Annotated in this window: 23 protein-coding genes; 20 read left to right on the top strand and 3 right to left on the bottom strand. The window is 68.5% G+C overall.

Going from position 1 to position 22,590, the window contains the following annotated elements; translation table 11 throughout:
• Window positions 1-102: 102 nt before the first annotated feature.
• The 6 genes from ACTG4X_RS04500 (at window position 103) to ACTG4X_RS04475 (ending at window position 6,633) form a co-directional block, all read left to right on the top strand.
• Window positions 103-645, top strand: a complete 543-nt coding sequence (locus tag ACTG4X_RS04500) for an Rrf2 family transcriptional regulator (protein WP_097200932.1) — start codon at window positions 103-105, stop codon at window positions 643-645.
• 124 nt (window positions 646-769) lie between these two features.
• The gene (locus ACTG4X_RS04495; RefSeq protein ID WP_179830497.1) at window positions 770-1,495 is read left to right on the top strand and encodes a GDSL-type esterase/lipase family protein; all 726 of its coding nucleotides are present in this window, start codon (window positions 770-772) and stop codon (window positions 1,493-1,495) included.
• A 172-nt stretch (window positions 1,496-1,667) separates the two neighbouring features.
• Entirely contained in the window at window positions 1,668-2,282 is a 615-nt protein-coding gene (locus ACTG4X_RS04490; protein WP_097200363.1) for a hypothetical protein, read from the top strand.
• Window positions 2,283-2,621: 339 nt separating this feature from the next.
• The gene (locus tag ACTG4X_RS04485) at window positions 2,622-3,122 is read left to right on the top strand and encodes a sigma-70 family RNA polymerase sigma factor (protein ID WP_093058818.1); all 501 of its coding nucleotides are present in this window, start codon (window positions 2,622-2,624) and stop codon (window positions 3,120-3,122) included.
• The gene (locus ACTG4X_RS04480) at window positions 3,119-4,213 is read left to right on the top strand and encodes a FecR family protein (protein WP_440533300.1); all 1,095 of its coding nucleotides are present in this window, start codon (window positions 3,119-3,121) and stop codon (window positions 4,211-4,213) included. Before ACTG4X_RS04485 ends, ACTG4X_RS04480 begins: the two co-directional genes overlap by 4 nt.
• Window positions 4,210-6,633 carry a TonB-dependent siderophore receptor gene (locus ACTG4X_RS04475; RefSeq protein ID WP_097200365.1) on the top strand — a complete coding sequence of 808 codons (2,424 nt, stop codon included), beginning with the start codon at window positions 4,210-4,212 and terminating at the stop codon, window positions 6,631-6,633. The genes ACTG4X_RS04480 and ACTG4X_RS04475 overlap by 4 nt, the downstream gene beginning before the upstream one ends.
• Before the next feature lie 19 nt (window positions 6,634-6,652).
• Here ACTG4X_RS04475 and ACTG4X_RS04470 read toward each other — a convergent pair whose 3' ends face one another.
• The gene (locus ACTG4X_RS04470; RefSeq protein ID WP_093058776.1) at window positions 6,653-8,044 is read right to left on the bottom strand and encodes an aminotransferase-like domain-containing protein; all 1,392 of its coding nucleotides are present in this window, start codon (window positions 8,042-8,044) and stop codon (window positions 6,653-6,655) included.
• A gap of 354 nt (window positions 8,045-8,398) precedes the next feature.
• On the opposite strand from ACTG4X_RS04470, the gene ACTG4X_RS04465 reads away from it, so the two are divergent.
• From ACTG4X_RS04465 to ACTG4X_RS04435, 7 genes are read left to right on the top strand one after another with little or no spacing between them, the layout of a single operon-like run.
• Entirely contained in the window at window positions 8,399-8,881 is a 483-nt protein-coding gene (locus ACTG4X_RS04465) for an MSMEG_0572/Sll0783 family nitrogen starvation response protein (RefSeq protein ID WP_093058775.1), read from the top strand.
• A gap of 13 nt (window positions 8,882-8,894) precedes the next feature.
• On the top strand, window positions 8,895-9,950 hold the full coding sequence (locus ACTG4X_RS04460) for a Nit6803 family nitrilase (RefSeq protein ID WP_440533299.1): 1,056 nt from the start codon (window positions 8,895-8,897) through the stop codon (window positions 9,948-9,950).
• The gene (locus ACTG4X_RS04455; RefSeq protein WP_440534359.1) at window positions 9,913-10,983 is read left to right on the top strand and encodes an MSMEG_0568 family radical SAM protein; all 1,071 of its coding nucleotides are present in this window, start codon (window positions 9,913-9,915) and stop codon (window positions 10,981-10,983) included. Before ACTG4X_RS04460 ends, ACTG4X_RS04455 begins: the two co-directional genes overlap by 38 nt.
• A gap of 2 nt (window positions 10,984-10,985) precedes the next feature.
• Window positions 10,986-11,558, top strand: a complete 573-nt coding sequence (locus ACTG4X_RS04450) for an MSMEG_0567/Sll0786 family nitrogen starvation N-acetyltransferase (protein ID WP_097200367.1) — start codon at window positions 10,986-10,988, stop codon at window positions 11,556-11,558.
• Complete coding sequence (locus ACTG4X_RS04445; protein WP_440533298.1) at window positions 11,555-12,565, top strand: sll0787 family AIR synthase-like protein; 1,011 nt, start codon at window positions 11,555-11,557, stop codon at window positions 12,563-12,565. Before ACTG4X_RS04450 ends, ACTG4X_RS04445 begins: the two co-directional genes overlap by 4 nt.
• Window positions 12,556-12,840, top strand: a complete 285-nt coding sequence (locus ACTG4X_RS04440) for an MSMEG_0570 family nitrogen starvation response protein (protein ID WP_093058771.1) — start codon at window positions 12,556-12,558, stop codon at window positions 12,838-12,840. The genes ACTG4X_RS04445 and ACTG4X_RS04440 overlap by 10 nt, the downstream gene beginning before the upstream one ends.
• Window positions 12,841-12,875: 35 nt before the next feature.
• Window positions 12,876-14,177, top strand: a complete 1,302-nt coding sequence (locus ACTG4X_RS04435; protein ID WP_440533297.1) for an MSMEG_0569 family flavin-dependent oxidoreductase — start codon at window positions 12,876-12,878, stop codon at window positions 14,175-14,177.
• Here the strand turns inward: ACTG4X_RS04435 and ACTG4X_RS04430 are convergent.
• Window positions 14,174-14,872 carry a response regulator transcription factor gene (locus ACTG4X_RS04430; RefSeq protein ID WP_093058816.1) on the bottom strand — a complete coding sequence of 233 codons (699 nt, stop codon included), beginning with the start codon at window positions 14,870-14,872 and terminating at the stop codon, window positions 14,174-14,176. The genes ACTG4X_RS04435 and ACTG4X_RS04430 overlap by 4 nt on opposite strands.
• 243 nt (window positions 14,873-15,115) lie before the next feature.
• Between ACTG4X_RS04430 and ACTG4X_RS04425 the strand changes: the two genes are divergently transcribed.
• Together ACTG4X_RS04425 and ACTG4X_RS04420 are read left to right on the top strand one after the other, a co-directional pair.
• A complete protein-coding gene (locus ACTG4X_RS04425; RefSeq protein WP_440533296.1) occupies window positions 15,116-16,450 on the top strand; it encodes a DotU family type IV/VI secretion system protein in 1,335 nt (444 codons plus the stop codon).
• Window positions 16,447-17,568, top strand: coding sequence for a type VI secretion system protein (locus ACTG4X_RS04420; protein ID WP_440533295.1), 1,122 nt, complete (start codon window positions 16,447-16,449; stop codon window positions 17,566-17,568). The genes ACTG4X_RS04425 and ACTG4X_RS04420 overlap by 4 nt, the downstream gene beginning before the upstream one ends.
• A 26-nt stretch (window positions 17,569-17,594) precedes the next feature.
• Here the strand turns inward: ACTG4X_RS04420 and tssJ are convergent, their stop codons facing one another.
• Window positions 17,595-18,107, bottom strand: a complete 513-nt coding sequence (tssJ, locus tag ACTG4X_RS04415; RefSeq protein WP_097200372.1) for a type VI secretion system lipoprotein TssJ — start codon at window positions 18,105-18,107, stop codon at window positions 17,595-17,597.
• Window positions 18,108-18,178: 71 nt separating this feature from the next.
• Between tssJ and tssA the strand changes: the two genes are divergently transcribed.
• The 5 genes from tssA to ACTG4X_RS04390 all read left to right on the top strand — a co-directional run bounded on the left by tssA (window position 18,179) and on the right by ACTG4X_RS04390 (window position 22,557).
• Complete coding sequence (gene tssA, locus ACTG4X_RS04410) at window positions 18,179-19,219, top strand: type VI secretion system protein TssA (RefSeq protein WP_440533294.1); 1,041 nt, start codon at window positions 18,179-18,181, stop codon at window positions 19,217-19,219.
• A 55-nt stretch (window positions 19,220-19,274) separates the two neighbouring features.
• Window positions 19,275-19,793 (top strand): type VI secretion system contractile sheath small subunit, encoded by a 519-nt coding sequence (gene tssB, locus ACTG4X_RS04405; protein ID WP_093058765.1) that lies wholly within the window; start codon window positions 19,275-19,277, stop codon window positions 19,791-19,793.
• 49 nt (window positions 19,794-19,842) lie between these two features.
• Window positions 19,843-21,339 carry a type VI secretion system contractile sheath large subunit gene (tssC, locus tag ACTG4X_RS04400; RefSeq protein WP_093058764.1) on the top strand — a complete coding sequence of 499 codons (1,497 nt, stop codon included), beginning with the start codon at window positions 19,843-19,845 and terminating at the stop codon, window positions 21,337-21,339.
• A 152-nt stretch (window positions 21,340-21,491) separates the two neighbouring features.
• Complete coding sequence (locus tag ACTG4X_RS04395) at window positions 21,492-21,971, top strand: Hcp family type VI secretion system effector (RefSeq protein WP_093058763.1); 480 nt, start codon at window positions 21,492-21,494, stop codon at window positions 21,969-21,971.
• 85 nt (window positions 21,972-22,056) lie between these two features.
• Entirely contained in the window at window positions 22,057-22,557 is a 501-nt protein-coding gene (locus ACTG4X_RS04390; protein ID WP_093077099.1) for a peptidoglycan-binding domain-containing protein, read from the top strand.
• Window positions 22,558-22,590: the final 33 nt, after the last annotated feature.

Here is a 22,590-nt window from a genome sequence, read left to right as displayed (position 1 = left end):
ATTTGTTTCAAAAAAGGCCTTTACCTCCCGAAGGAAACTTTTCCCGGTCTTTTGCACACCTACCACGCATTGTTTGCAAAACCCAACACCGAGGAACACTCCATGCGTCTCACGACGAAGGGCGGCTTCGCCTTGACGGCCATGATCGATGTCGCCATGCGCGAGCGGGACGGCCCCGTACCGTTGGCCTCGATCAGCCGACGACAGCACATTGCCCGCTCGTCGCTCGAACTGCTGTTCAGCAAGCTGCGCCAGCATGCGCTGATCAAGGCAACGCGCGGACCGGGCGGCGGCTACACGCTGACGCGCAGGGCGTCCGAAATCACCGTGGCGGACATCCTCGCTTCGGTCGATGGCCAGCCACTGGCCGACACCGAAGCCTCGCCGAACAAGGAAGACGCCGGCAGCAGCAAGGGCTGCTACTCGACCGATGCGCTGTGGGCCTCCGCCAAGCACCATGTCATGGAATTCCTGGGCTCCGTCACGCTGCAGAGCCTGGTCGAAGACCAGCTGGCCAAGGGCGTGCGCGTCGAACACGAGCCCCCGAAGAAGAAAGAAACCCCACCGAGCCCCGCGGCCCTGCCGATGCGCGTGAACGCGCCGAACTCGGTGTTCGCGTGGAACGGCGTGTTCGCCAAGCGCTGAAGACAAAGCGAGCTTTGCCTGGCTGACTGACCTGAAACGCAAGGCGCATTACGGGTTTTGAAAACTCGTACGGCAAGGGATCGATGCTTCCGGAAAACGCCGGAGGCCCTTGCCGGAGATCGCCTTGGTTTCTCTTTCTGCACGCCCACGCGCGGCCTGTGTCCGCCTGTCCGACATCGCTTTCACGCTGCTTGCCATCCTTGCGATCGGTGCGCTGGTCCCCGCCTGCGGAGGCGACAGGGGCAGCAGCAATAGCCACAGCAGCAGTGCCCCGACCCGTCCGGCGGCGTCCGCGAAAGCGCCCGACGACGCACCCCGCGACTGCACCGTCACCCTGGAGGGCGACTCGATCCTCTATGGCGCCTACAACAACAACCAGCGCTTCGACGAGCCGCCCGCGGCGATGCTCAAGCGCATGCGGCCGGCCTACACGGTGCTCGACAACAGCGTGGCGGGGTCGACGGCCGCCCAGCGCGCGCCCGCCTTCTCCAGCACACCGCTGACCACGCATTTCGTGGTGCTGCAACACGGCATCAACGACGGGCAGTTCGGCCAGCCCTACGAGCCGGCGCTGCGCCGCATGGTGGCGCACGTGCAGGCCCAGGGGCGCACGCCGGTCGTCACCGGCCTCAGCCGCCAGACGCACCCCGCCCCGGGCAGGGACGCGGCCGACAACATCGCCCGGCGCGTGGCCGGCGAGACCGGCGCGCTGTTTGCCGACTGGGGTGCCGTGTCCTTCAAGCCCGCCGAGATGGCGGACGTGCTGCACCCCGCGCCCGCCTACAGCGAGCGGCTGGTCGGGCGCATCGTGGCCTTGCTCGACCAGGTCGCGCCCGAGTGCAGGAACTGACACCCGCAACTTTTTTTCGATACGCCATTACGGGTTTTGGTGGCTCCATTCGGCAAGGAAGTGCATTCACCTGAGACCGAAAGAGGAGCCGCCTCGCCATGCTTCAGAGCACTTTCCGCACGTCACCGTCATCGCCCGAATCGTCCCCGTCTCCCCGCCAGGAGGCTGCCCGATGAGCGCAAGCAGCCTTTGCGTCGTCGCGACCGCCTTCTTCGCGCTCGGCGTCGTCTGGTTCACGGGCAAGGCGCTCGGTATGCGCACCGCGGGCACGCCGCCGGCCCACATCGGCGCCCGGCCGGAGCCTGTCGCCACGCGCGAGCGCATCGACCTGCGACAGCCGTTGCGCGCGCTTGCCGTCACCCACGGGGCAACGCTGGCGCAACGCGGCATCGGGCTCGACCTGCGCCTGCCGGAAGACCCGCTGCCGGTGGCCGTGATCGCGGGCGACCTGCCCCAGCTCATGGCGCACATCGCCGACGCGGCGGCTGCCACCTTGCCGCAGGGCACGACGCTGCACGTGCTGGCGCGCGCCGAAGGGCACCAGGCGGTGATCAGCTGGCGCGAGGCCACCATCGACAGCGATACCGACGCACCCCGCCTCTCGCACGCCTTCGAAACCAGCGCCAGCCGCGCGGCCACGCCCCGCATCCATGCCTGCCGGGCCATCGTGGCGCGGCATGGCGCGCGCATCTACACCGCGCCCTCTCCTCTTGGCGACGGCTGCCTCACGCTGCGGTTTCCGCTGTACGGCGACCGCGCGGTGCGTGCCCCGAAGGGGCTGCTGTGATGGCCGCCCCGTGGCTCTTCGTGCCGCCACCCACCCGCGCACGAACACGGGCGCGAGCCACCGTCGGCGCCCCAGGCTCCCTGCGCTCCTGGCTGGCCAGCGCGGGCTGCCTCGGTGCGGCGGCGGGCGGCCTTGCGCTGTCGATCGGCCTCGGGCGCTGCGAGGCTGGCAGCACCAGCGCCGCCAGCCTGTCCACGCTCGCGCCGATCATGCAGACCCGGGGCCATCCCCCGGCGGGATGCAGCCGCGGCAGTAAAGCTTTCACAAATGTCAACCCAGTGAGATAGATTCATGCCTGCAACGCTCGCTGCGTTCCCGAACGACTTCTCTTTCCCTTCCATGCCGGACCGTCCTCCCACGCGCAGTGTGGAAACCCTCTACGGCGACCACCACGGCTGGCTGCTCGGATGGCTGCGCCGCAAGCTCGGCCACGCGGGCGACGCCGCCGACCTCGCGCAGGACACCTTCGTGCGCGTGCTGGGCCGTCCGGGCGATGTCGAAGAGGTGCGCGAGCCGCGCGCCTGGCTCACCACCATCGCGCACGGCCTCGTGGTCGACCACGTGCGCCGCCGCACGCTGGAGCGCGCCTGCATGGAAGCCATCGCGGCCCTGCCGGAGCCTCAGGCGCCCTCACCCGAGACGCAACTGCTGCTGGTCGAGGCGCTGGTGCGCATTGACACCATGCTCGACGGCCTCCCGCCCAAGGCGCGCAGCGCCTTCCTGCTCTCGCGGCTCGACGGCCTCGGCTATGCCGAGATCGCGCAGCGCCTGAACGTGAGCCTGAGTTCGGTCGAGAAATACATGGCGACCGCGATCCGCCACTGCCTGGCGCTGCGATGAAACCTGCATTCCCCTCTTCTTCTCCTTCGTCCGGCGACGGCGGCAACGCCTCCGACCTGCTCGAACAGGCCATCGCCTGGGTCGTGCGGCTGGGCTCCGGCAGCGCGGACGAAACAACGCACAGCGCCTGCGACGCATGGCGCGCCGCGCACCCCGCGCACGAACAGGCCTGGCAGCAGGTGCAGGCCGTGGAAGACGCCTTCCGCCAGGTGCCGCGCATCGGCGGCAGTATGAGCGGCAGTATGAGCGGCGGTATGAGCAGCGACATGGGCGACGCAGGTGGCGCGCTGGCCCACGGCGCGCTGCAGGCCGCAACCCTGATGCGCGCGCAACAGCGGCAGCAGCAAAGCCGGCGCCGCGCGCTCGGCGTGCTGGGCCTGGCTGTCACGGGCGGCGTCGTCGGCCTGTTCGTCTGGCGCGAAACGCCCTGGGAGCAACGCACGAACTACGCCACCGCCGTGGGCGAGCGCCAGCGCGTGACGCTGGCCGACGGCACCGAGCTGAACATCAACACCGGCTCCGAGGTGCAGGTGATCTTCTCGCCGCGCCAGCGGCGCATCGTGCTGAGCCGCGGCGAGCTCTTCGTGCGCACCGGCGCCGACAGCGGCGCGCTGCTGGGCCACCGCGCCTTCTGGGTCGAGACGCCGCATGCACGCTTCGAGGCACTCGGCACGCGCTTCGGCGTGCGCGAACAGGACGACCAGACGCGGCTGTCGCTCACCGAAGGCCGCGTGGCCATCCATACCGAAGGCGCGCCGCCGGTGGTCGCACAGGCCGGCGACGGCTACATCGTGCGCGGCGGCGCTGCACAGCCCCAGCGCATCGTGGACCGCAGCTTCGAGCCCGATGCCTGGACCGACGGCGCGCTGGTGGCCCGGCAGATGCGCCTGGACGCCTTCGTCGCCGAACTGGCGCGCTACCACGGCACGCCGCTGCTGTGCGATGCGGACGTGGCCTCGCTGCGCGTGTCGGGCGTGTTCCAGCTCAACGGCCCCGACCCGGTCGGCCGCGCGCTCGAAGCACTGGTTCGCACACTGCCTGTACGGCTCGAACATGGCACAGGAGGCACATTGACTGTTGCGCGACGTTGAGACGGCTTAATCCGGACCGCCCTCCCGGGTTCTGGCGGTTCCGGCCGGCAAGGCCCACCCTGCTTCCCGCGCTGCTGCTGGGCGTCGCGGCGGGATGGGTTGCGCCCGCAGGATCCGCACGTGCACAGGCGGAGGCCTCCGCACGCGCCGGTTTCGATGTTCCGGCCGGCGCGCTCGAAGACGCGCTCAGCACCTTCGCGCGCCAGGCCGGCATCACGCTGTCTTTCGATCCGGCGCTGGTACGCGGCAAGAACGCGGCCGCGCTGCAGGGCAGCCGCACGGTGCCCGAAGGCCTGGCCGAGCTGCTGTCGCCCCACCAGCTGGAGGCCGTGCCCGGCAGCAGCGGCGCCTATGCGGTGCGCCCGGCCGTGGCCACGGCGGCAGCCCCGGGCACCGGCAGCACGCTGCCCACGCTCACCGTCACCGCACAAGGCGAGCGCGCTGACGGCCAGGTGCAGGGCTACGTGGCGCAGCGCAGCGCCACCGCCACACGCACCGACACGTCGCTGCTCGAAACGCCGCGTGCCGTCACCGTCGTCACGCGCGCGCAGATGGACGACCAGGCCGTGCACACCGTCGAGCAGTCGCTGCGCTACTCTGCCGGCGTGCTCACCGAGGTCAGCGGCTACGACCCGCGCTTCGCGTCGCTCACGGTGCGCGGCTTCACGCCCGCCGAATACCTCGACGGCTTCAAGCTCCCCACCAGCAGCCTCGTCACACGGTGGCTGGTCGAGCCGCAGGTGCTGGAGCGCGTCGAGCTGCTGAAAGGACCGGGCGCGGTCTACGACCCGTCGGCGCCGGGCGGGGCCATCAACATGGTGTCGAAGCGCCCTTCGGCGGAGGCCGTGCGCGAGGTGAGCCTTTCGGTGGGCAACCGCAACCGCTACCAGGGCAGCTTCGACCTTGGCGGCGCGATGAACACCGACGGCAGCCTGCTCTTCCGGCTCAACGGCGTGCTGCGCAACAGCAACGGCCAGACCGACTTCTCGCGCGACGACCGCAACTTCATTGCCCCGTCGCTGACGTGGACGCCATCGCCGCGCACCAAGGTCACGCTGATGGCCGAGGCCACGCGCGACCGCATGACGCCCAAGAGCATCTGGCCCGAAGGCGCCCTCATCTCGCCCAACCCCAACGGCAGCATTCCACGCGAGCGCTTCATCGGCGAGCCCGGCTTCGATCGCTACAACCGCGATGCGTTCTCGCTCACCTACCTGCTGGAGCACCAGCTGAACGACAACTGGACGCTGCGGCAGAACGCGCGCCACGCGACGCTCGACATCGACTACCGGCAGATCTACGGCACCGGCTTCGAGAGCGACCTGCGCACACTCGACCGCTCGGTGGTGCGGATGAAGGACAAGAGCCGCACCACCACGCTCGACACCCAGCTCGAGGGGCGCTTTCGCACCGGGCCGGTGGAGCACACGCTGCTGATGGGGCTGGAGTACCAGCGCCAGAGCAGCACCACGCAGACCAGCGTCGATCCGGCCTCCTCCATCGATGCCTTCGCACCGGTCTATGGCGCGCCCGTGCCCGAGCCCGCGTTCTCCGTTCAGTCGACCAACGGCATCACGCAGCGCGGGCTCCATGTGCAGGACCAGATGCGCGCGGGGCCGTGGTCCCTCGGACTGGCCGTGCGGCAGGACCGGGCGCACAACAGCGCCAGCCCGGGGCCGCAGGCGGCGGCGTCGTCCATCGGCCTCGACACCAACACCAAGACCACCTACAACGCGGGCCTGCTCTACCTCGCGCCGAACGGCCTGGCGCCGTACTTCAGCTACTCGACTTCGTTCACCCCGCTGCTGGGCACCATCGCCGGCGGCGACCTCCTGAAGCCCGAGCTCGGCCGGCAGTTCGAGGTGGGCCTGAAGTACCGCCCGCCGAACGTGGACGCCCTGTTCACCGTGTCGGTCTTCGACCTGAAAAAGAACAACTCGCCCACGTTCACCCCGTACGTGCTCAACCCGGTTTCGCAGATCGGCGAGGTGCGCACGCGCGGCCCGGAGTTCGAGGCGCGCGCCTCGCTGACCCGCCAGCTCAAGCTGGTGGCCAGCTACACCCTGCTCGACGCAAAGATCACCCGCAGCCTGAACCCCGAAGAAGTGGGCAAGCAGCCGCTCAACACAGCGCGCCAGACCGCCGCGCTGTGGCTCGACTACCGCTTCGGCGGCCCCGAGCTGCAGGGCTGGAGCGTGGGCGGCGGCGTGCGCCGTGTCGGCAAGGTGCCGGCCAGCGTGGACAACAGCAGCTACAACCCGGCCTACACGCTGGTCGACGCCGCCATCCGCTACGAACGCGGCCCCTACAGCTTTGCGCTGAACGCCACCAACCTCTTCGACAAGAGCTACGTCGCGGGCTACGGCCAGTACTTCGGCCAGGGGCGCACGGTGCAGGCGAAGCTCACCTACCGCTGGTAGCCGTGCTGCAGGCAATGGCTCAGCGCAGCGTCGCGTGCGGATGCAGCGGATGCGCCAGCGTGTCCGCAATCAACCGCAGTGCCTGATCGCACTGCTCGCGCGACATCGGTCCGCCCAGGCAGATACGCACCGCATCGGGCGGATCGCCATCGGTGGAAAAGGCCGCACTCGCCACCACGCCCACGTTCTGCGTGCGCAGGTACGACGCGAATTCCACCGGGCTCCAGCCCGGCGTGAGCGGCAGCCACGCATGAAAGCCCTCGGGGTGCGCCTGCAGCCCGCTGTCGCCCAGGTAGCGCGTAGCCAGCACCTGCCGCGCCACCGACTCCGCGCGCACCGCCTGCAGCATCTCTTCGGCCGTGCCGTCTTCCACCCACAGCGTGGTCAGCGCATTGGTGATCGGCGAGGCCATCACCGTGGTGGCGCGCATCGCACCCGCCAGCCGCTGCGACTGCACCACCGTCGGCGAGCACACGTACGCGCTGCGCAGCCCCGCGCCGAAGCATTTGGAGAACCCGCTCACGTAGTACGTGAGCCCCGGCGCCAGCGTGGCCAGCGACGCGGGCGTCTGGCGCGGCAGCATGCCGTAGGCGTCGTCCTCGATGATCGGCACCGCATAGCGCAGCGCCACGTCGGCCAGCGCCTCGCGCCGTGCGCGCGACACGGTGGCGGCCGTGGGGTTCAGCAGCGTGGGGTTGCAGTACAACGCCTTGGGCTTGAGCGTCTTGCAGGCATGCTCGAAGGCATCGGCGATGGGGCCGTCGTCGTCCATCTGCAGCGCGTGCAGCTGCACGCCGAGCTGCGCGGCGATGGCCTTCACGCCCGGGTAGGTGAGCGTTTCCACGCAGATCAGCTCGCCCGGCCGCGCCAGCTGCGAGAACAGCGCGGTCAGCACGCCGTGGATGCCGGGGCACACCAGGATGCGGTCGACGCTCGCGTCGGGCACGAAGGGCCGCAGCCAGTGCATGGCGGCGGCGCGGTCGTGCGCGGTGCCGCCGAAGTCCTGGTAGCGCAGCAGGTCGTGGAAGTCGACCTGCGCGAAGGCACGGCTGGCGCTGTCGTGCAGCCGCGCCATCAGATGCTCGTCGTCGGGCTCGGGCGGCATGTTCATCGTCATCTCGGCGCCGCTGCCGCCGCGCAGCCGCAGGCTCGGGCTGCCAGAGCGGATGAAGGTGCCGGTGCCGGCGCGCGAGTCGATCAGCCCGCGCTTGCGCGCCTCGGCGTAGCCGCGCGCCACCGTCGTGTAGTTCAGCTCCAGGTCGGCGGCCAGCTCGCGCAGCGTGGGCAGGCGGTCGCGCACGCCGAGCCGGCCGGTCTTGATGTCGTCGGCGATCAGGTCGGCCAGCAACAGGTAGGCCGGCCGGGCGGTGTTGCGCAGCTGCTTGCGCCAGTGGGCGGTGATCGTGGTCATCGGTGATGGTCCGGCGAAGTTGATTGCATTCATTGATTGCATCTGGCCACCGATCAACATGCAGGATCCGCGCCCGCGCCAGAGGGGATGAATGCTTCGATCAGGTGCGATCAACCCCATTGATCGGGTGCATTGATCGCATGGCATGTGCGTCGTCACGGTGCAGAACAGGCCGCGCAGGCCCACCTCGAACCCGCGTTTTCGGGTGCCGGAAAAAATTTTGCGCGCACGCAGCCCGCACTGCTACGCGTTGATCGCGCATTGATCGCATGAACCCGGCAAACCGCTGGCACATCGCCTGCGAAGGAAAAGGCACGCAACACCTGCGTACCCACCACCCAACCGGAGTACCTCATGCCCAAAGTCACCCGCCCCCGCAACGAAAAAGGCGAGTTCCTCGTCGACTACGAAGAGAAGGTGTTCGAAGACGTCAAGGCCGAACCCGGCCAGAAGGCGCTCGTCACCTTCCACACCGTGGCCTTCGAGGGTTCGATCGGCTTCGTGAACCTGCTGCAGGCCACGCGGCTGCGTCGCAAGGGCTTCGAGACTTCCGTCCTGCTGTACGGCCCCGGCGTGACGCTGGGCGTGCAGCGCGGCTTTCCCACGCTGGGCGACGAAGCCTTTCCGGGCCACCAGAACTTCAACAAGCAGCTCGCCAAGTTCATGGAAGAGGGCGGCAAGGTGTACGCCTGCCGCTTCGCGTTGCAGGCGCTGTACGGCCATGGCGAAGGCGCGCTGATCGAGGGCATCACGCCGATCAACCCGCTCGACGTGCTCGACCTCGTGCTGCTGCACAAGAAGGCGAACGCCGTGGTCATCGACACCTGGACGCTGTAAGGCAGCACGAGCGATGGCTTCCACCTCCCGCATCGTGCGCGCAGCGGCGATCCAGATCGCGCCCGACTTCGAGCGGCCCGACGGCACGCTCGACCGGGTGTGCAGCGCCATCGACGAGGCCGCATCGAAGGGCGCGCAGATCGCGGTCTTCCCCGAGACCTTCGTGCCCTACTACCCCTACTTCAGCTTCGTGCTGCCGCCGGTGCTGCAGGGCGCGCCGCACCTGCAGCTGGTGGAGCGCGCGGTGGTGGTGCCCGGCCCCGTCACGCAGGCGGTGGCCCAGCGGGCCCGTGCGCGCGGCATGGTGGTGGTGCTCGGCGTGAACGAGCGCGACCACGGCAGCCTCTACAACACGCAGCTGGTGTTCGACGCCGACGGCACTCTGGTGCTCAAGCGCCGCAAGATCACGCCCACTTATCACGAGCGCATGGTCTGGGGCATGGGCGACGGCGCCGGCCTCAAGGTGGTCGACACCGCCGTCGGCCGCGTGGGCGCGCTGGCCTGCTGGGAGCACTACAACCCGCTCGCACGCTACGCGCTGATGGCGCAGCACGAGCAGATCCACTGCGCGCAGTTTCCCGGTTCGCTGGTCGGTCCGATCTTCGCGGAGCAGATGGAAGTGACCATCCGCCACCACGCGCTGGAGTCGGGCTGCTTCGTGGTCAACGCCACCGGCTGGCTCACCGACGAGCAGATCCGCAGCGTGACGCCCGACACCAACCTGCAGAAGGCGCTGCGCGGCGGCTGCCACACGGCCATCGTCTCGCCCGAGGGCAAGCACCTCGCGCCGCCGCTCACCGAGGGCGAAGGCATGGTGGTTGCCGACCTCGACATGGCGCTGATCGCCAAGCGCAAGCGAATGATGGATTCGGTCGGCCACTACGCGCGGCCCGAACTGCTGTCGCTCGCCATCAACGACCGGCCGGCGCAGACCACCGTGCCCATGCACCTCACGCAACCTTTTGCCCAACGGAGCCCCGACCATGACGACAACACCCACGACGATGCAGCCGCAGGACAGCCGGCAGCTGATGACCGAGCTCCAGTCCTTCGGGTTGCGGCTGGTTGACCCTTCGGCCGGCGTCTCGAGCCGCCGCGGCGGCGCGGGCCCTTCGGACCACAAGGCCGTGACGGTCGACGGCCACACGATCATGGTGCCGGTCCACACCTCCACCGCCTGGCACTCGCCCTTCACCGCCGAGGCGCCCGACGCCACCGGCATGAGCCGCGTGATGCGCGGCAGCATTCCCATTGCGAGCATCAGCTTTCCGAAGCAGCCGCGCTTCTACGCGATGCAGACCTTCGACGGCGTGCCCTACTCGCACATCGCCACGCTGCACGGCAGCGACGTGCTCGCCACCACCGTGCTGCAGACCTGCATCCGCTACGAAAGCCGCAAAAAAAGCTGCAAGTTCTGCGCGATCGGCCAGTCGCTCGCGGCCGGCCGCACCATCGCGCGCAAGACGCCAGAGCAGCTCGCCGAAGTGGCGCGCGCCGCCGTGCTGCTCGACGGCGTGAAGCACATGGTGATGACCACCGGCACGCCCAACGCCACCGACCGCGGCGCGGCCGTGCTGTGCGAGAGCGCCTTCGCCATCAAGGCCGCGGTCGACATTCCCATCCAGGGCCAGTGCGAGCCGCCTGACGACGACCAGTGGTTCCACCGCATGAAGGCCGCTGGCATCGACACGCTGGGCATGCACCTCGAAGTGGTCACGCCCGAGGTGCGCGAACGCATCATGCCGGGCAAGGCCAGCGTGCCCATCTCACGCTACATGAGCGCCTTCGAGGCGGCCGTGGGCGTGTTCGGGCGCGGGCAGGTCAGCACCTACATCCTGGCCGGGCTGGGCGACACGCGAGAAGCGATCCTCGACACCTGCGACCAGCTGCTCGCGCGCGGCGTGTACCCCTTCGTCGTGCCCTTCGTGCCAATCAGCGGTACGCCGCTCGAAGACCATCCCGCACCCTCGCCCGAGTTCATGAAGTCGCTGCTCGCGCCGCTGGGCGAACGCGTGGTGGCGGCGGGCCTGCGCTCGGCCGACATCAAGGCCGGATGCGGCAAATGCGGCGCGTGCTCGTCGCTCTCCGTCTACGAAAGCTGAACATGCTTTGCATCGACGACCTCTGCGAGATGCGCGAACGGATGGGCGACCACTACGCGCCCGTCGAATACCTGGTGCGCGAAGCCGCCCAGCAGTGGGAGCGCGACGAGGCCATGGCGCTGCGCCGCGCGGTGTTCTGCATCGAACAGGGCATCTTCGTGCGCGACGACCGCGATGCCATCGACGACCATGCGCGCTTGCTGGTGGCCATGTCGTGCAACGGCGGCATGCCCGAGCAGGTGGTGGGCACTGTGCGAATCCATCGCGGTGAAGCCGAAGGCGAATGGTGGGGCTCGCGGCTGGCCGTGCACCCCGCGTTCCGCAGCCAGGGGCACCTGGGCGCGACGTTGATACGGCTGGCGGTGTCGCGCGCCAACGCGCTGGGTTGCGCGACCTTTCTCGCGCAGGTGCAGATGCAGAACGTGCCGCTGTTCAACAAGCTCGGCTGGACGGTGCTCGAAGAAACGAGCGTGCACGGCCGCCCGCATGCGCGCATGCAGGCCGACCTGGGCCGCTATCCGCCATGCCACGACCCCGTGAGCGGCTTCGTCACGCGCGCCAAGGTGCTGGCATGACGACGAAGGTCCACGAGATTGCAGAGGCCTTGCGCGCCACGCGCGGCTTCGCCCACAAGCGGGACATCAGCGACGTGGTGTCGGCGCTGGGCCGCTCGCTGCCCGGCGGCCATGCCGCGCTCGCGCAGGCCGTGCCCATCGGCGACGACTGCGCGGCCATCCCCGACGGCCATGGCGGCTACCTGCTGTTCGCCATCGAAGGGCTGGTGGAAGACTTCATCGTGCGCATGCCGTGGTTCGCGGGCTACTGCGGCGTGATGGCCAACGTGAGCGACATCTACGCCATGGGCGGGCGCCCCACGGCCGTGGTCGATGCACTGTGGAGCAGCGGCATGAGCCCCGCCGACGACGTGCTGCGCGGCATGGCCGAGGCCGCCGTGCGCTACGGCGTGCCCATCGTGGGCGGGCACAGCAACAACCGCAGCGAGCGGCCGCAGTTGGCAGTCGCCATCCTCGGCCACGCGCGCCGGCTGCTGACCAGCTTCGACGCGAAGCCGGGCGACCTGCTCGTGATGGCCGCCGACCTGCGCGGCGCCTACGAAGAGCCCTTTCCGTACTGGAACGCCTCGACCCGCGCGCCCGCCGCGCGGCTGCGTGCAGACCTGGAGCTGCTGCCGGCCATCGCCGAAGACGGCCTGTGCGGCGCCGCCAAGGACATCAGCATGGCCGGTGCAGTGGGCACGGCCATGATGCTGCTCGAGTGCTCTGGCGTTGGCGCGCGCATCGACCTCGACGCGCTGCCACGGCCGGGCGGCGTGCCGCTGCTGCGCTGGCTGTCGACGTTTCCGAGCTACGGCTTCGTGCTCAGCGTGGCACCCGTGCAGGTGGCCTCGGTGATGGCGCGCTTTGCCGCGCGCGACATCGCCTGCGGTGTGATCGGCGAGGTCGATGCCACCCGGCAGGTACGGCTGCGCGCCGAAGGCGAAGAAGCGCTGCTGTGGGACTTCGGCAGCGACGCCTTCATCCAGCCACCTCTCGCCCTGCTGGAGCCCTCCGCATGCCTGTGATGCACTTCCGCGTGCGCTGGCCCGACGCCAGCGAAACACGCTGCTATTCGCCTTCCAGCGTGGTGCGCGACTACCTTGCGCCCGGCGAGCGCTACGCCCTGGCCGACTTCATGCGGCGCACGCGCGAGGCATTGGGCATGGCCTCGGAGCGGGTTCGCGCGAAGTACGGCTTCGCCTGCTCGCAGGCCATGGACCAGCTCGCCGAGATCGAACACATCGCCGCGCGCTTCAGCGAAACCGCAGAGGCCCAGGTCACCGTCGTCGCCTTCGACTGACCGTCCCCACATCCAGAGAGAGAAAGAAGAAACCCATGTCACACCCCTACGGCGGACGCAGCCACTACAGCGTCGTCATCGTCGGCGGCGGCCAGGCCGGCCTGTCGCTGAGCCATTGCCTGCAGCAGCGCGGCATCGATCACCTCGTGATCGAGAAGCGCAGCCTCGTGCACACCTGGCGCACGCAGCGCTGGGATTCGTTCTGCCTCGTCACGCCCAACTGGCAGTGCCAGCTGCCGGGCTGGGGCTACATCGGCAGCGATCCGCACGGCTTCATGGTCAAGGACCAGATCAACGAATGGCTCGCGGGCTTCGTCGAGCACGTGAAGGCGCCGGCCATCGAAGGCGTGACTGTCGAACGCGTATCGCGCGGTGGCGAACGCGAGCGCTTCAGCGTACAGACCGACGCCGGCCTCTACACCGCCGACCAGGTGGTGGTGGCCTCCGGCGGCTACCACCGCCCCATCGTGCCGCGCCTGGCCGAGAAGCTGCCTGCAAGCGTGGCGCAGTTCCACTCGGCGCAGTACCGCAACCCGGCGCAGCTGCCCGAGGGCGCGGTGCTGGTGGTGGGCTGCGGCCAGTCGGGCGCGCAGATCGCCGAAGACCTGCACCTGGCCGGCCGCAAGGTGCACCTGGCCACCGGCAACGCGCCGCGCTGTGCGCGCTTCTACCGGGGCCGCGAGGTGGTCGACTGGCTTGCCGACATGAAGTACTATGACATGCCGGTCACCGAGCATCCGCTGCGCGAAGGCGTGCGCGACAACACCAACCACTACGTGACCGGCCGCGACGGCGGACGCGACATCGACCTGCGGCGCTTTGCGCTCGAAGGCATGGAGCTGTATGGCCTGCTGAGCGGCTTCGACCACGGCGCCTTCGAGCTGCAGCCCAACCTGCGCGACAACCTCGACCAGGCCGACGGCACCTACAACCGCATCAACGCATCGATCGACAAGCACATCGCCGCGCAGGGCATCGAGGCGCCGCCGCCTTCGGTCTACACGCCGGTGTGGGAGCCGCAGGAAGAACGCACGCGGCTCGACCTTGGTGCTGCGGGCATCACCAGCGTGGTCTGGTGCATCGGCTTCTCACCCGATTTCGCATGGGTCGATGCGCCGGTGTTCAACGGGCGCGGCGCGCCGGTGCACCTGCGCGGCGTGACGAACGAGCCGGGGCTTTACTTTCTCGGGCTGCCCTGGCTCCACACCTGGGGTTCGGGTCGCTTCTCGGGCGTGGCGCGCGATGCGGAATTCCTGTCTGAAGCCATTGCGCAGAGAAAAGAGGGGTTGCGCGGCAGTGCCGACACCGCACCGCCCCCTGAATTGCGCGCAGCCTAGGCCTGCTGCGCCTCGGTCAGCGCCTGCGCAGCCACCACCGCCTCTGTGCGGTTGCGCACATTGAGCGCGCGAAAGATGGCTGCCAGATGGATCTTCACGGTGCCTTCGCTGATGCCCAGGCTGCGCCCGATCAGCTTGTTGGGCTTGCCCTGCGACAGCAGCTGCAACACCTCGACCTGGCGCTCGGTGAGCACGTTGCGCAGGTGCTCCAGCGTCTGGGTGCCGCCATTGCCGCCGCCTGCGCCGCGCGTCAGAGACTCGGCAGCCGCCTGCGGCGCCACGCCGGCCACGATGCCCGGTGGCAGCGCCGTGAGCATCATCGGCGGCACATACACACCGCCGGCCAGCACCAGCCGCACGGCCGAGAGCATGACCTCGGGCGAATACGCCTTGGGAATGAAGCCCAGCACGCCGCGCTCGAGCGCGCTGCGCATGATGGCCGGGTCTTCGTAGCCCGACAGCACGATCACCGGCACGGCCGGATGGCGGCGGCGGATTTCGTCGATGTGGGCCTGGCCGTCGGCGCCTGGCATGTTGAGGTCGATCAGGGCCAGGTCGAGGTCGTCGGTGGCTCCGGCAAGCAATTCGTCGACGCTCATCGTCAGAACGAATTCGATGCCAGGCTCCAGCTCCGACAACTTGGCTTTGACCGCCTCGATGACGAGCCGGTGGTCGTCGGCGATCAGGATTTTCATGATGTCTTTCCCCGTGTCCCAGCGTGCAGTGCACTTGCAGACGCTGAAGATACCGGCGAATGCCCCGCGCAGCAAGGCCGCCCGCCCCACCAACGGCATAGACCCCAAGCGATATGGCGCCCGCCGCGCCCCCTTTGGAAGAATGAACGCCTACTCGAAGGAACCGGGGACATGGGCATGTGCCATCGCAGCAGACTCTGGCGCCGGGCATCCTTCGCAACGCATGGCTGAGCGGGCCCGCCCATGGCCCGCCTTCTAGACTGCTTCTCCAGCTTCATCTCGTTCGGCCTCGCACTGGACGCATCGATCGCGGCCGGCTCGCCCATGCTGGCGCACGATGCTGCACAGCAGCAGGCCCGCCAGCGGCTCGATGCGGCCCGCGCCGCCGCCGAGGCCTCGGGCACGCCCGCGGGGCAGATCGAATCGGCGGCTTTCGCAATGGTGGCCTGGATCGACGAAATCCTCGCTCGCCACCCCGAGGCCACCTCGGCGGCAAGCACGGCGGCCCCGCTGCAGGTGCAGCTCTTCAACTCCAACAACGCGCACAGCGAGTTCTTCCACCACCTGTCGGCCCTGGGCGCGCGGGACGACGCGGTGCGCGAGGTGTACTGGCATGCGCTGGCGCTCGGCTTCAAGGGCCAGTACTACTTCGAGGACGGCGACCAGGGCGAGCTGGGCAAGCTGAAAGACCTGCACGGCAGCCAGCTGCTGCTGCGCCCGCTGCCCACCGGCAGCCTGGTGCAGGACCACATCACGCCGCAGCCCTACGAGGTGCCCGACCCGCGCGGCCCCAACGACACGCGCCGGCGCGACCGCACGCTGCTGCTGAGCAGCGCCGCGCTGGCGCTGGCGCTGCCCCTGCTCTACCTGCTGTGGCTGTGGTCCACCGGGCCGCCCGCGGCCGCCACCGGCCTGAGCCAGCGCGTCGAGCAGCACCTGCAGACTTTCGCCTGCGCCGACCTCACGGCCACCGTCGACCGGGACGGCCGCACGCAAGTGACCGGCTTCGTCTCGCTGCCGGGCGACCTGCCGCGCGTGGAGCACGAAGTGAGCGCGCTGCCCGGCGTGAAGGCGCCGCGCTTCGACATCGGCCTGCGCGTGTGGCCGCACTGCGAGGTGTTCGCCATCCTCAAGCCTTACCAGATGCGCAACAACGAGAAGGTCTACGGGCTGGACGTGACCGCGCTCTCGGCCCGCGAAGGCCAGCTGCGCGAGGGCGACAACGTGCGCGTGCAAGTGGTGGCGCCGCGCCACGACAGCTACATCTGGGTCGACTACTACACGGTCGACGGCTCGGTCATGCACCTCAATACCGGGCAGGTGCCCACGCGGCTGCACGCCGGCGAAACGCTGGAGCTGGGCCGCGACATTCCGTCGAGCTGGCTGGTGAGCCCGCCCTTCGGCAGCGTGCTGGTCACGGTGCTGTCGTCGCCAATACCTTTTGCCGAGACCTCCGACCGACCGCCCTTCGAGCTGGCCTCCGCCTACCTGCTGCGGCTGCGCGAAGCGCTCGCGGCCGGCAAGAGCAGCGAGCGGCTGATCGCCGACTTCGTCTTCCTCGAGACCGTTTCCCGATGAATGCCCTGCTCTCGCCCACCCATCGCTTCTGGCTGCTGCTGGCGCTGTGCCTGCTCGGCTTCGGCCTGCTGTACGCGGTGGTGCGCGATGCGGGCCGCGGTGCGCGCAGGCGTGGGCTGCAGAAGCGCATCGCGGCGCTCGGCGCGCCATCCACCGGCGCCGACGAGGCTGCCATCGACGCCCTGAGGGACGACATGGCGCAGGCGCAGCAGGCCTTGCGCCGCTCGCCACGGCCGAAAGCCGCGGTGCCCGCGCCGTGGTTCCTGTGCTTCGGCGACGCTGCGGCCAACCTGGCCGGCCTGTTCGCGACGGCGCACGCCGACCGCGTGCCCCCGCCCGAACCTGCGAGCGGAGGTGGCGGCAAACCCTTCGGCGCAACGTGGTGGCACTGGTGGCTCACAGGCGCGACGGTGGCCATAGAGATCCATCCGGGCGCGCTCGGCGACACGGCCGGTACGCCGCCGCTGCGCGGCCTGTGGCTGCAGTCGCTGCTCGCGCTGGCCGAGCGGCGCGACCGGCTGCCGCTCAACGGCCTGGTGGTGGGCGTGGCGGCGGGCGAGCTGCTGCATGCCGATGCCACGGAGCTGAAGTCGCTGGCCTTACGGGCGCGCCGCCTGCTCGACGAAACCAGCGACAACCTGCGCCTGCAGCTGCCCACCTACCTCGTCGTGACCGGGCTCGAACAGCTCACGGGCTATGCGGCCCTGCGCGGCGCGCTGCCGCCCGAAGTGCTGGCGCAGGTGCTGGGGCACCGGCTGACCGACGCCTCGCCCTTCATCGAGACACCGGCCGGCGAGCGGCTGGATACCGTGTTCGAGCCCATCGCGAAGCACCTGCACGCGCTGCGCATGGCGCTGCTGCGCGAGCAGCCCGGCGCCGCGGGCCGGCTCGCCATTCACGAATTCGTGGAGGCCGTGCGCGCGCTGCAGCCCGGCCTGCGCCAGTTCGCGCAGGTGCTGTTCGAGAACCACGGCAAGACCTCGCGCGCGCCGCGCTGGCGCGGGCTCTACCTCACGGCAGCCGCATCGGACTCAACCGGCGGGGCCTTCGTGAACGATCTGTTCGAGCACTTCCTGCCCGCCGACCAACCGCTGGTGCGGCCAGGGCGGCCGTCATGAGCCGCCCCCGGGGCAAGGTGCGGCGACTACTTCGCGTCGATACGGATCGCGCGTGCGCCGAAGTTCACGTCGAGCGCCTGCGCCTTGCCCGTGGTGACCGGGCGCACTTCGCGCCAGCGCGCACGGTCGAGATCGCGGAACGCCGCCATCACGCCGATGGACTTCGCATCGGGCGGCAGGTTGAAGTCGAGCTTCTTCGTCTCGCCGGGCCGCAGCAGCACTTCTTCGCGCTGCACGAGTTCAGCGCCGAGCGTGGCCTGGTCTTTCTCGAACAGCGAGAAGAAATCTGCGCCCTCGAACGGGCCGGGCGACTTCAATGCATACACGCGCACGGTGAGCGGCGAGGCCCGTCCACGTGCATCGGGGTTGGCATCGGCGCCGGCCGTGAGGGTCACGGCCACCGTGGTGACCACCGGTTTGCTCGCGCAGCCCGCGATGAAAAGACCCGCTGCAGCAAGGCCAAGAGCTGCGATGCGGCGCCGCGTTGCCGCGCCAAGGAGGCCTTCATAGGACGAATGGTGTGTACCCAGCGTGCGCATGCTATTCCCTTCGTTGCATTGACCGGTCAAGACGCATCTTTGATTATCACCAGCGAACTCCAACAGGCAACATGCTGACCAACGAACTCGCAGCCACACTGCTCGCGCCCATCGGCGAGGCTTCGCCGTGCGGCGACGATCTCGAGTACGACGCGGACTTCATGACGCTGGTCTCGGCCGCGCAGGGCAAGCCCGAGCAGCAGTTCGGCGACACCGTGATCCCCGCGGTCGAACCCGAGTGGCGCGAAGTGGGCGAACGGGCCGACGGCATCCTGCGCCGCAGCAAGGACGTGCGCGCCGCGGTGCTGCTGCTGCGCGCATCCACCCGCATGCAGGGCGTGGAAGGCTTCGCCGCCGGGCTGCGCCTGCTCAACGGATTGCTCGACACCTTCTGGGAAGGCATACATCCAAAGCTGGATGCGGACGACGACAACGATCCGACGATGCGCCTGAACGCGCTCGCGCCGCTGACCGACGAGAGCATGGGCCTTCGCGACCTGTACGAGGCGCAGATCGGCATCGCGCGCGGCGTGGGCCCGATCCGCGTGCGCGACATTGCCATTGCCCACAACACGCTCACCGCCGTCGGCGGCGAGGCCGCGTACTCCGCAGCGCAGGTGCATGGCGGGCTCGAAGCCATCCAGGCCGAGCGGCCCGAGGCGATCCAGGCCGCCCTCGGCGTGCCCGCGCTGGTGGAGCAGCTGAAGAAACTTGTCGCCGATCACACCGGCCGCGCCGATGCCGTCGACCTCGAGCCGCTTCGCACCATCGCCCGCGTGCTGCAGAAGGCCTGCGCCGCCGCCAGCGGCGCGTCGGCCGATGCCGCTTCGGATACCTCCGGCGACTCGGCCGCCGATGCACAGGCGAACGGCAACGCGGCCGCCCGCCCCGCCGCCGCGCGGGGCGAGATCCAGAACCGGCAGGACGCGGTGCAGATGCTCGACCGCGTGATCCGCTACCTCGAGCAGACCGAGCCGGGCAACCCCGCGCCGCTTCTGATCGAGCGCGCCAAGAAGCTCATCGGCGTGAGTTTTCTCGAAATCATGGCCAACCTCGCGCCGAACGCGATGGACACCATCGAAACGGTCACGGGCCGCCGCCCGTCCGAGTAAGCCAGCACCACCCACCCCACACCCGCCCCCATTCACACCCGCAAGGAGCATCTCCATGGCCAAGAGCAGTCAGAAATTCATCGCCCGCAACCGGGCGCCCCGGGTCCAGATCGAATACGACGTGGAGCTCTACGGGGCAGAGAAAAAGGTGCAGCTGCCCTTCGTGATGGGCGTGCTGGCAGACCTCTCGGGCAAGCCGGCAGATCCGCTCGCGCCGGTGGCCGATCGCAAGTTCCTGGAGATCGACGTCGACAACTTCGACTCGCGCATGAAAGCCATGAAGCCGCGCGCGGCCTTCGCGGTAGAGAACTCGCTCACCGGCGAGGGCGACCTGAAGGTGGAGCTTACCTTCGAGAACATGGAAGACTTTTCGCCCGCCGCCGTGGCACGCAAGGTGGGCGCGCTGAACAAGCTGCTCGAGGCGCGCACGCAGCTGTCGAACCTCGTCACCTACATGGACGGCAAGGGCGGCGCCGAAGACCTGCTGGCCAAGGTGCTCGAAGACCCGGCCCTGCTGCAGACGCTGGCCGCGAGCAAGAAGCCCGAAGACGCCGGCGGCACACCCGCCGCCTGACGACGACACCCATCCGACCGCCACACAGGATCACGAGGAGTAAACCACCATGGCCACCGAAGCACTCGAACAGAGCGCGCTGAAAGATGTCGCGTATGCGGGCAGCGACTTTTCGTCGCTGTTGCAAAAGGAATTCAAGCCGCGCAGCGACGAAGCCAAGAGCGCCGTCGAAGCCGCGGTGCTCACGCTGGCGCAGCAGGCGCTGGCCAACAGCACCGTCATCGGCAAGGACGTGACCAAGTCGATCCAGGCCATGATCGCCGCGATCGACGCCAAGCTCACCGACCAGGTGAACAAGATCATCCACCACCCCGAATACCAGAAGCTCGAGAGTGCGTGGCGTGGCCTGCACTACATGGTGAACAACACCGAGACCGACGAGAACCTGAAGATCCGCGTGATGGACATCTCCAAGACGGATCTGGCCAAGAGCCTGAAGAAGTTCAAGGGCGCAGCCTGGGACCAGAGCCCGATGTTCAAGAAGATCTACGAGCAGGAGTACGGCCAGTTCGGCGGCGAGCCCTTCGGCGCGCTGGTGGGCGACTACCACTTCGACCAGAGCCCGCCCGACGTGGAACTGCTCGGCGAAATGGCCAAGATCGCCGCGTCGGCGCATGCCCCCTTCATCACCGGCGCCAGCCCCAACCTGATGCAGATGGAGTCGTGGCAGGAGCTCGCCAACCCGCGCGACCTGACCAAGATCTTCCTCACGCCCGAGTACGCCGGCTGGCGCAGCCTGCGCGAGTCGGACGACTCCAAGTACCTCGGCATGTGCATGCCGCGCTTCCTGGCGCGCACGCCCTACGGCGCCAACACCAACCCGGTGGAAGAGTTCGACTTCGAGGAAGACACCGCCGGCGCCGACCACAGCAAGTACGCCTGGGCCAATGCGGCCTACGCGATGGCGACCAACATCAACCGTTCGTACAAGCTGTACGGCTGGGGTTCGCGCATCCGCGGCATCGAGTCGGGCGGCGCGGTGGAGAACCTGCCGCTGCACACCTTCCCGAGCGACGACGGCGGCGTGGACCAGAAGTGCCCGACCGAGATCGCCATCAGCGACCGGCGCGAAGCCGAGCTCTCGAAGGCCGGCCTGCTGTCGATGATCCACCGCAAGAACTCCGACTTTGCCGCTTTCATCGGCGCCCAGTCGCTCAACAAGCCGGCCGAGTACGACGACCCGGACGCCACGGCCAACGCCAACCTGGCGGCGCGCCTGCCCTACCTCTTTGCCTGCAACCGCTTTGCGCACTACCTCAAGTGCATCGTGCGCGACAAGGTCGGCAGCTTCAAGGAGCGCGAGGACATGCAGCGCTGGCTGAACAAATGGATCATGAATTACGTGGACGGCGACCCGGCCAACTCGTCGGAAATCACCAAGTCGCAGAAGCCCCTGGCGGCCGCCGAAGTGGTCGTCGAGGAAGTGGAAGGCAACCCGGGCTACTACACGTCCAAGTTCTTCCTGCGCCCGCACTACCAGCTCGAAGGCCTCACGGTTTCTTTGCGCCTGGTGTCCAAGCTGCCGACGGCCAAGGGCGCCGGCTGAAAAAAATCTGGGGATTCTTCTTGAATTCCCGGTTCCGTTTCGTTCTATGAGTAGCTGCCGGGCATCGGAACTTACCTCCCACCGCCGGCAGCCATTTTTCTCGTTTCGATCATCAACCGCCCGAACGCAATCGGGTTCCAAGGAGTAGGAACATGTCATCTGACTTTCACATCAAGCTCGACGGCGTCAAGGGCGAGTCTTCCCACAAGGACCACAAGGACGAGATCGAGATTTCGTCGTGGTCCTGGAACGTGGCCAACTCGTCAGGCGCAGGCTCTGGCGGCGGCTCGGGCAAGGGCAAGGCCACGCCCGGTGAATTCCACTTCACGCACACCTACGACAAGGCCTCCCCGGTGCTGGCCAAGAACTGCGTGAGCGGCAAGCACTTCAAGGACATGGTCCTGACCTGCCGCAAGGCCGGCGAAGGCCAGCAGGAGTACCTGAAGGTCACGATGAAGGAAGTCTTCATCTCCGCCGTGAGCCCCGGCGGCGCGCAGGGCGGCGACGTGTACGAACAGGTGATGTGCTCGTTCAAGGACATCGAGTTCGCCTACAAGGCCCAGGACGACAAGGGCGCCGGCGGCGGCGAAGTCAAGTTCGGCTGGAACGTGGCGACCACCGAGACCCGCTGACGGGCGACGGACCGCCGGGCACGGCATCGGGCGCGCCAGTGCCCGGTGCGGTTTCCATGCGTCCTCACCGCACCGGAGCAATGCAATGGCATTCAGCACCCCAACCATCGGCAGCAGCGGCGCGCTGCTCACGACCTACAACACCGACTGGTCGGTCGGACGGATCGGCTCCAACACACGTGAAGACGTGATGCTCGTGCAGGCGCTGTTCAAGATCTTCTACTACGAGCTGCTCGGCTTCAACCACGATCTGAACCCACCTCCCGGCCAGACAGAGGTGATCGTCGTGGACGGCTACTACGGGCAGATCACGCAGAAGCACATCACGCACTTCCAGACGCAGGTGATAGCGCTCGGATACAAGGTCCTGCCGGACGGCATCTTCGATCCGTTCCGGGAGCCCGGTGCGTCCAGCACGATCAGCAAGACACGCTACGCGCTCGACCTGCTCAACAACGCCTGTGCCAACTGCTGCAAGGAGCAGGGCATCGACAACTACACCAACCTGCCGAACCGGGAAGACATGCCCCTGTTGCTGCGCAGCGCGTTGAAGAAGGTCAAGAAGACGGCCAAGAAGTACAGCTGAGCGGCCCCAGCGACCGCCAGCCTGGCGCCCGTC

Source organism: Variovorax sp. YR566 (assembly GCF_051992195.1).
In the GTDB taxonomy this organism is placed as follows: domain Bacteria; phylum Pseudomonadota; class Gammaproteobacteria; order Burkholderiales; family Burkholderiaceae_C; genus Variovorax.
This window is presented reverse-complemented; position numbering and strand designations above follow the sequence as displayed.

What these genes read in the sequence shown, in the direction of transcription:
- ACTG4X_RS04500 (WP_097200932.1), top strand. Translation starts at nt 103, where the DNA reads ATGCGTCTCACGACGAAGGGCGGCTTCGCCTTGACGGCCATGATCGAT.
- ACTG4X_RS04490 (WP_097200363.1), top strand. Translation starts at nt 1,668, where the DNA reads ATGAGCGCAAGCAGCCTTTGCGTCGTCGCGACCGCCTTCTTCGCGCTC.
- ACTG4X_RS04485 (WP_093058818.1), top strand. Translation starts at nt 2,622, where the DNA reads ATGCCGGACCGTCCTCCCACGCGCAGTGTGGAAACCCTCTACGGCGAC.
- ACTG4X_RS04480 (WP_440533300.1), top strand. Translation starts at nt 3,119, where the DNA reads ATGAAACCTGCATTCCCCTCTTCTTCTCCTTCGTCCGGCGACGGCGGC.
- ACTG4X_RS04470 (WP_093058776.1), bottom strand. Translation starts at nt 8,044, where the DNA reads ATGACCACGATCACCGCCCACTGGCGCAAGCAGCTGCGCAACACCGCC.
- ACTG4X_RS04465 (WP_093058775.1), top strand. Translation starts at nt 8,399, where the DNA reads ATGCCCAAAGTCACCCGCCCCCGCAACGAAAAAGGCGAGTTCCTCGTC.
- ACTG4X_RS04460 (WP_440533299.1), top strand. Translation starts at nt 8,895, where the DNA reads ATGGCTTCCACCTCCCGCATCGTGCGCGCAGCGGCGATCCAGATCGCG.
- ACTG4X_RS04455 (WP_440534359.1), top strand. Translation starts at nt 9,913, where the DNA reads ATGACCGAGCTCCAGTCCTTCGGGTTGCGGCTGGTTGACCCTTCGGCC.
- ACTG4X_RS04450 (WP_097200367.1), top strand. Translation starts at nt 10,986, where the DNA reads ATGCTTTGCATCGACGACCTCTGCGAGATGCGCGAACGGATGGGCGAC.
- ACTG4X_RS04445 (WP_440533298.1), top strand. Translation starts at nt 11,555, where the DNA reads ATGACGACGAAGGTCCACGAGATTGCAGAGGCCTTGCGCGCCACGCGC.
- ACTG4X_RS04440 (WP_093058771.1), top strand. Translation starts at nt 12,556, where the DNA reads ATGCCTGTGATGCACTTCCGCGTGCGCTGGCCCGACGCCAGCGAAACA.
- ACTG4X_RS04435 (WP_440533297.1), top strand. Translation starts at nt 12,876, where the DNA reads ATGTCACACCCCTACGGCGGACGCAGCCACTACAGCGTCGTCATCGTC.
- ACTG4X_RS04430 (WP_093058816.1), bottom strand. Translation starts at nt 14,872, where the DNA reads ATGAAAATCCTGATCGCCGACGACCACCGGCTCGTCATCGAGGCGGTC.
- ACTG4X_RS04425 (WP_440533296.1), top strand. Translation starts at nt 15,116, where the DNA reads ATGGCCCGCCTTCTAGACTGCTTCTCCAGCTTCATCTCGTTCGGCCTC.
- ACTG4X_RS04420 (WP_440533295.1), top strand. Translation starts at nt 16,447, where the DNA reads ATGAATGCCCTGCTCTCGCCCACCCATCGCTTCTGGCTGCTGCTGGCG.
- tssJ (WP_097200372.1), bottom strand. Translation starts at nt 18,107, where the DNA reads ATGCGCACGCTGGGTACACACCATTCGTCCTATGAAGGCCTCCTTGGC.
- tssA (WP_440533294.1), top strand. Translation starts at nt 18,179, where the DNA reads ATGCTGACCAACGAACTCGCAGCCACACTGCTCGCGCCCATCGGCGAG.
- tssB (WP_093058765.1), top strand. Translation starts at nt 19,275, where the DNA reads ATGGCCAAGAGCAGTCAGAAATTCATCGCCCGCAACCGGGCGCCCCGG.
- tssC (WP_093058764.1), top strand. Translation starts at nt 19,843, where the DNA reads ATGGCCACCGAAGCACTCGAACAGAGCGCGCTGAAAGATGTCGCGTAT.
- ACTG4X_RS04395 (WP_093058763.1), top strand. Translation starts at nt 21,492, where the DNA reads ATGTCATCTGACTTTCACATCAAGCTCGACGGCGTCAAGGGCGAGTCT.
- ACTG4X_RS04390 (WP_093077099.1), top strand. Translation starts at nt 22,057, where the DNA reads ATGGCATTCAGCACCCCAACCATCGGCAGCAGCGGCGCGCTGCTCACG.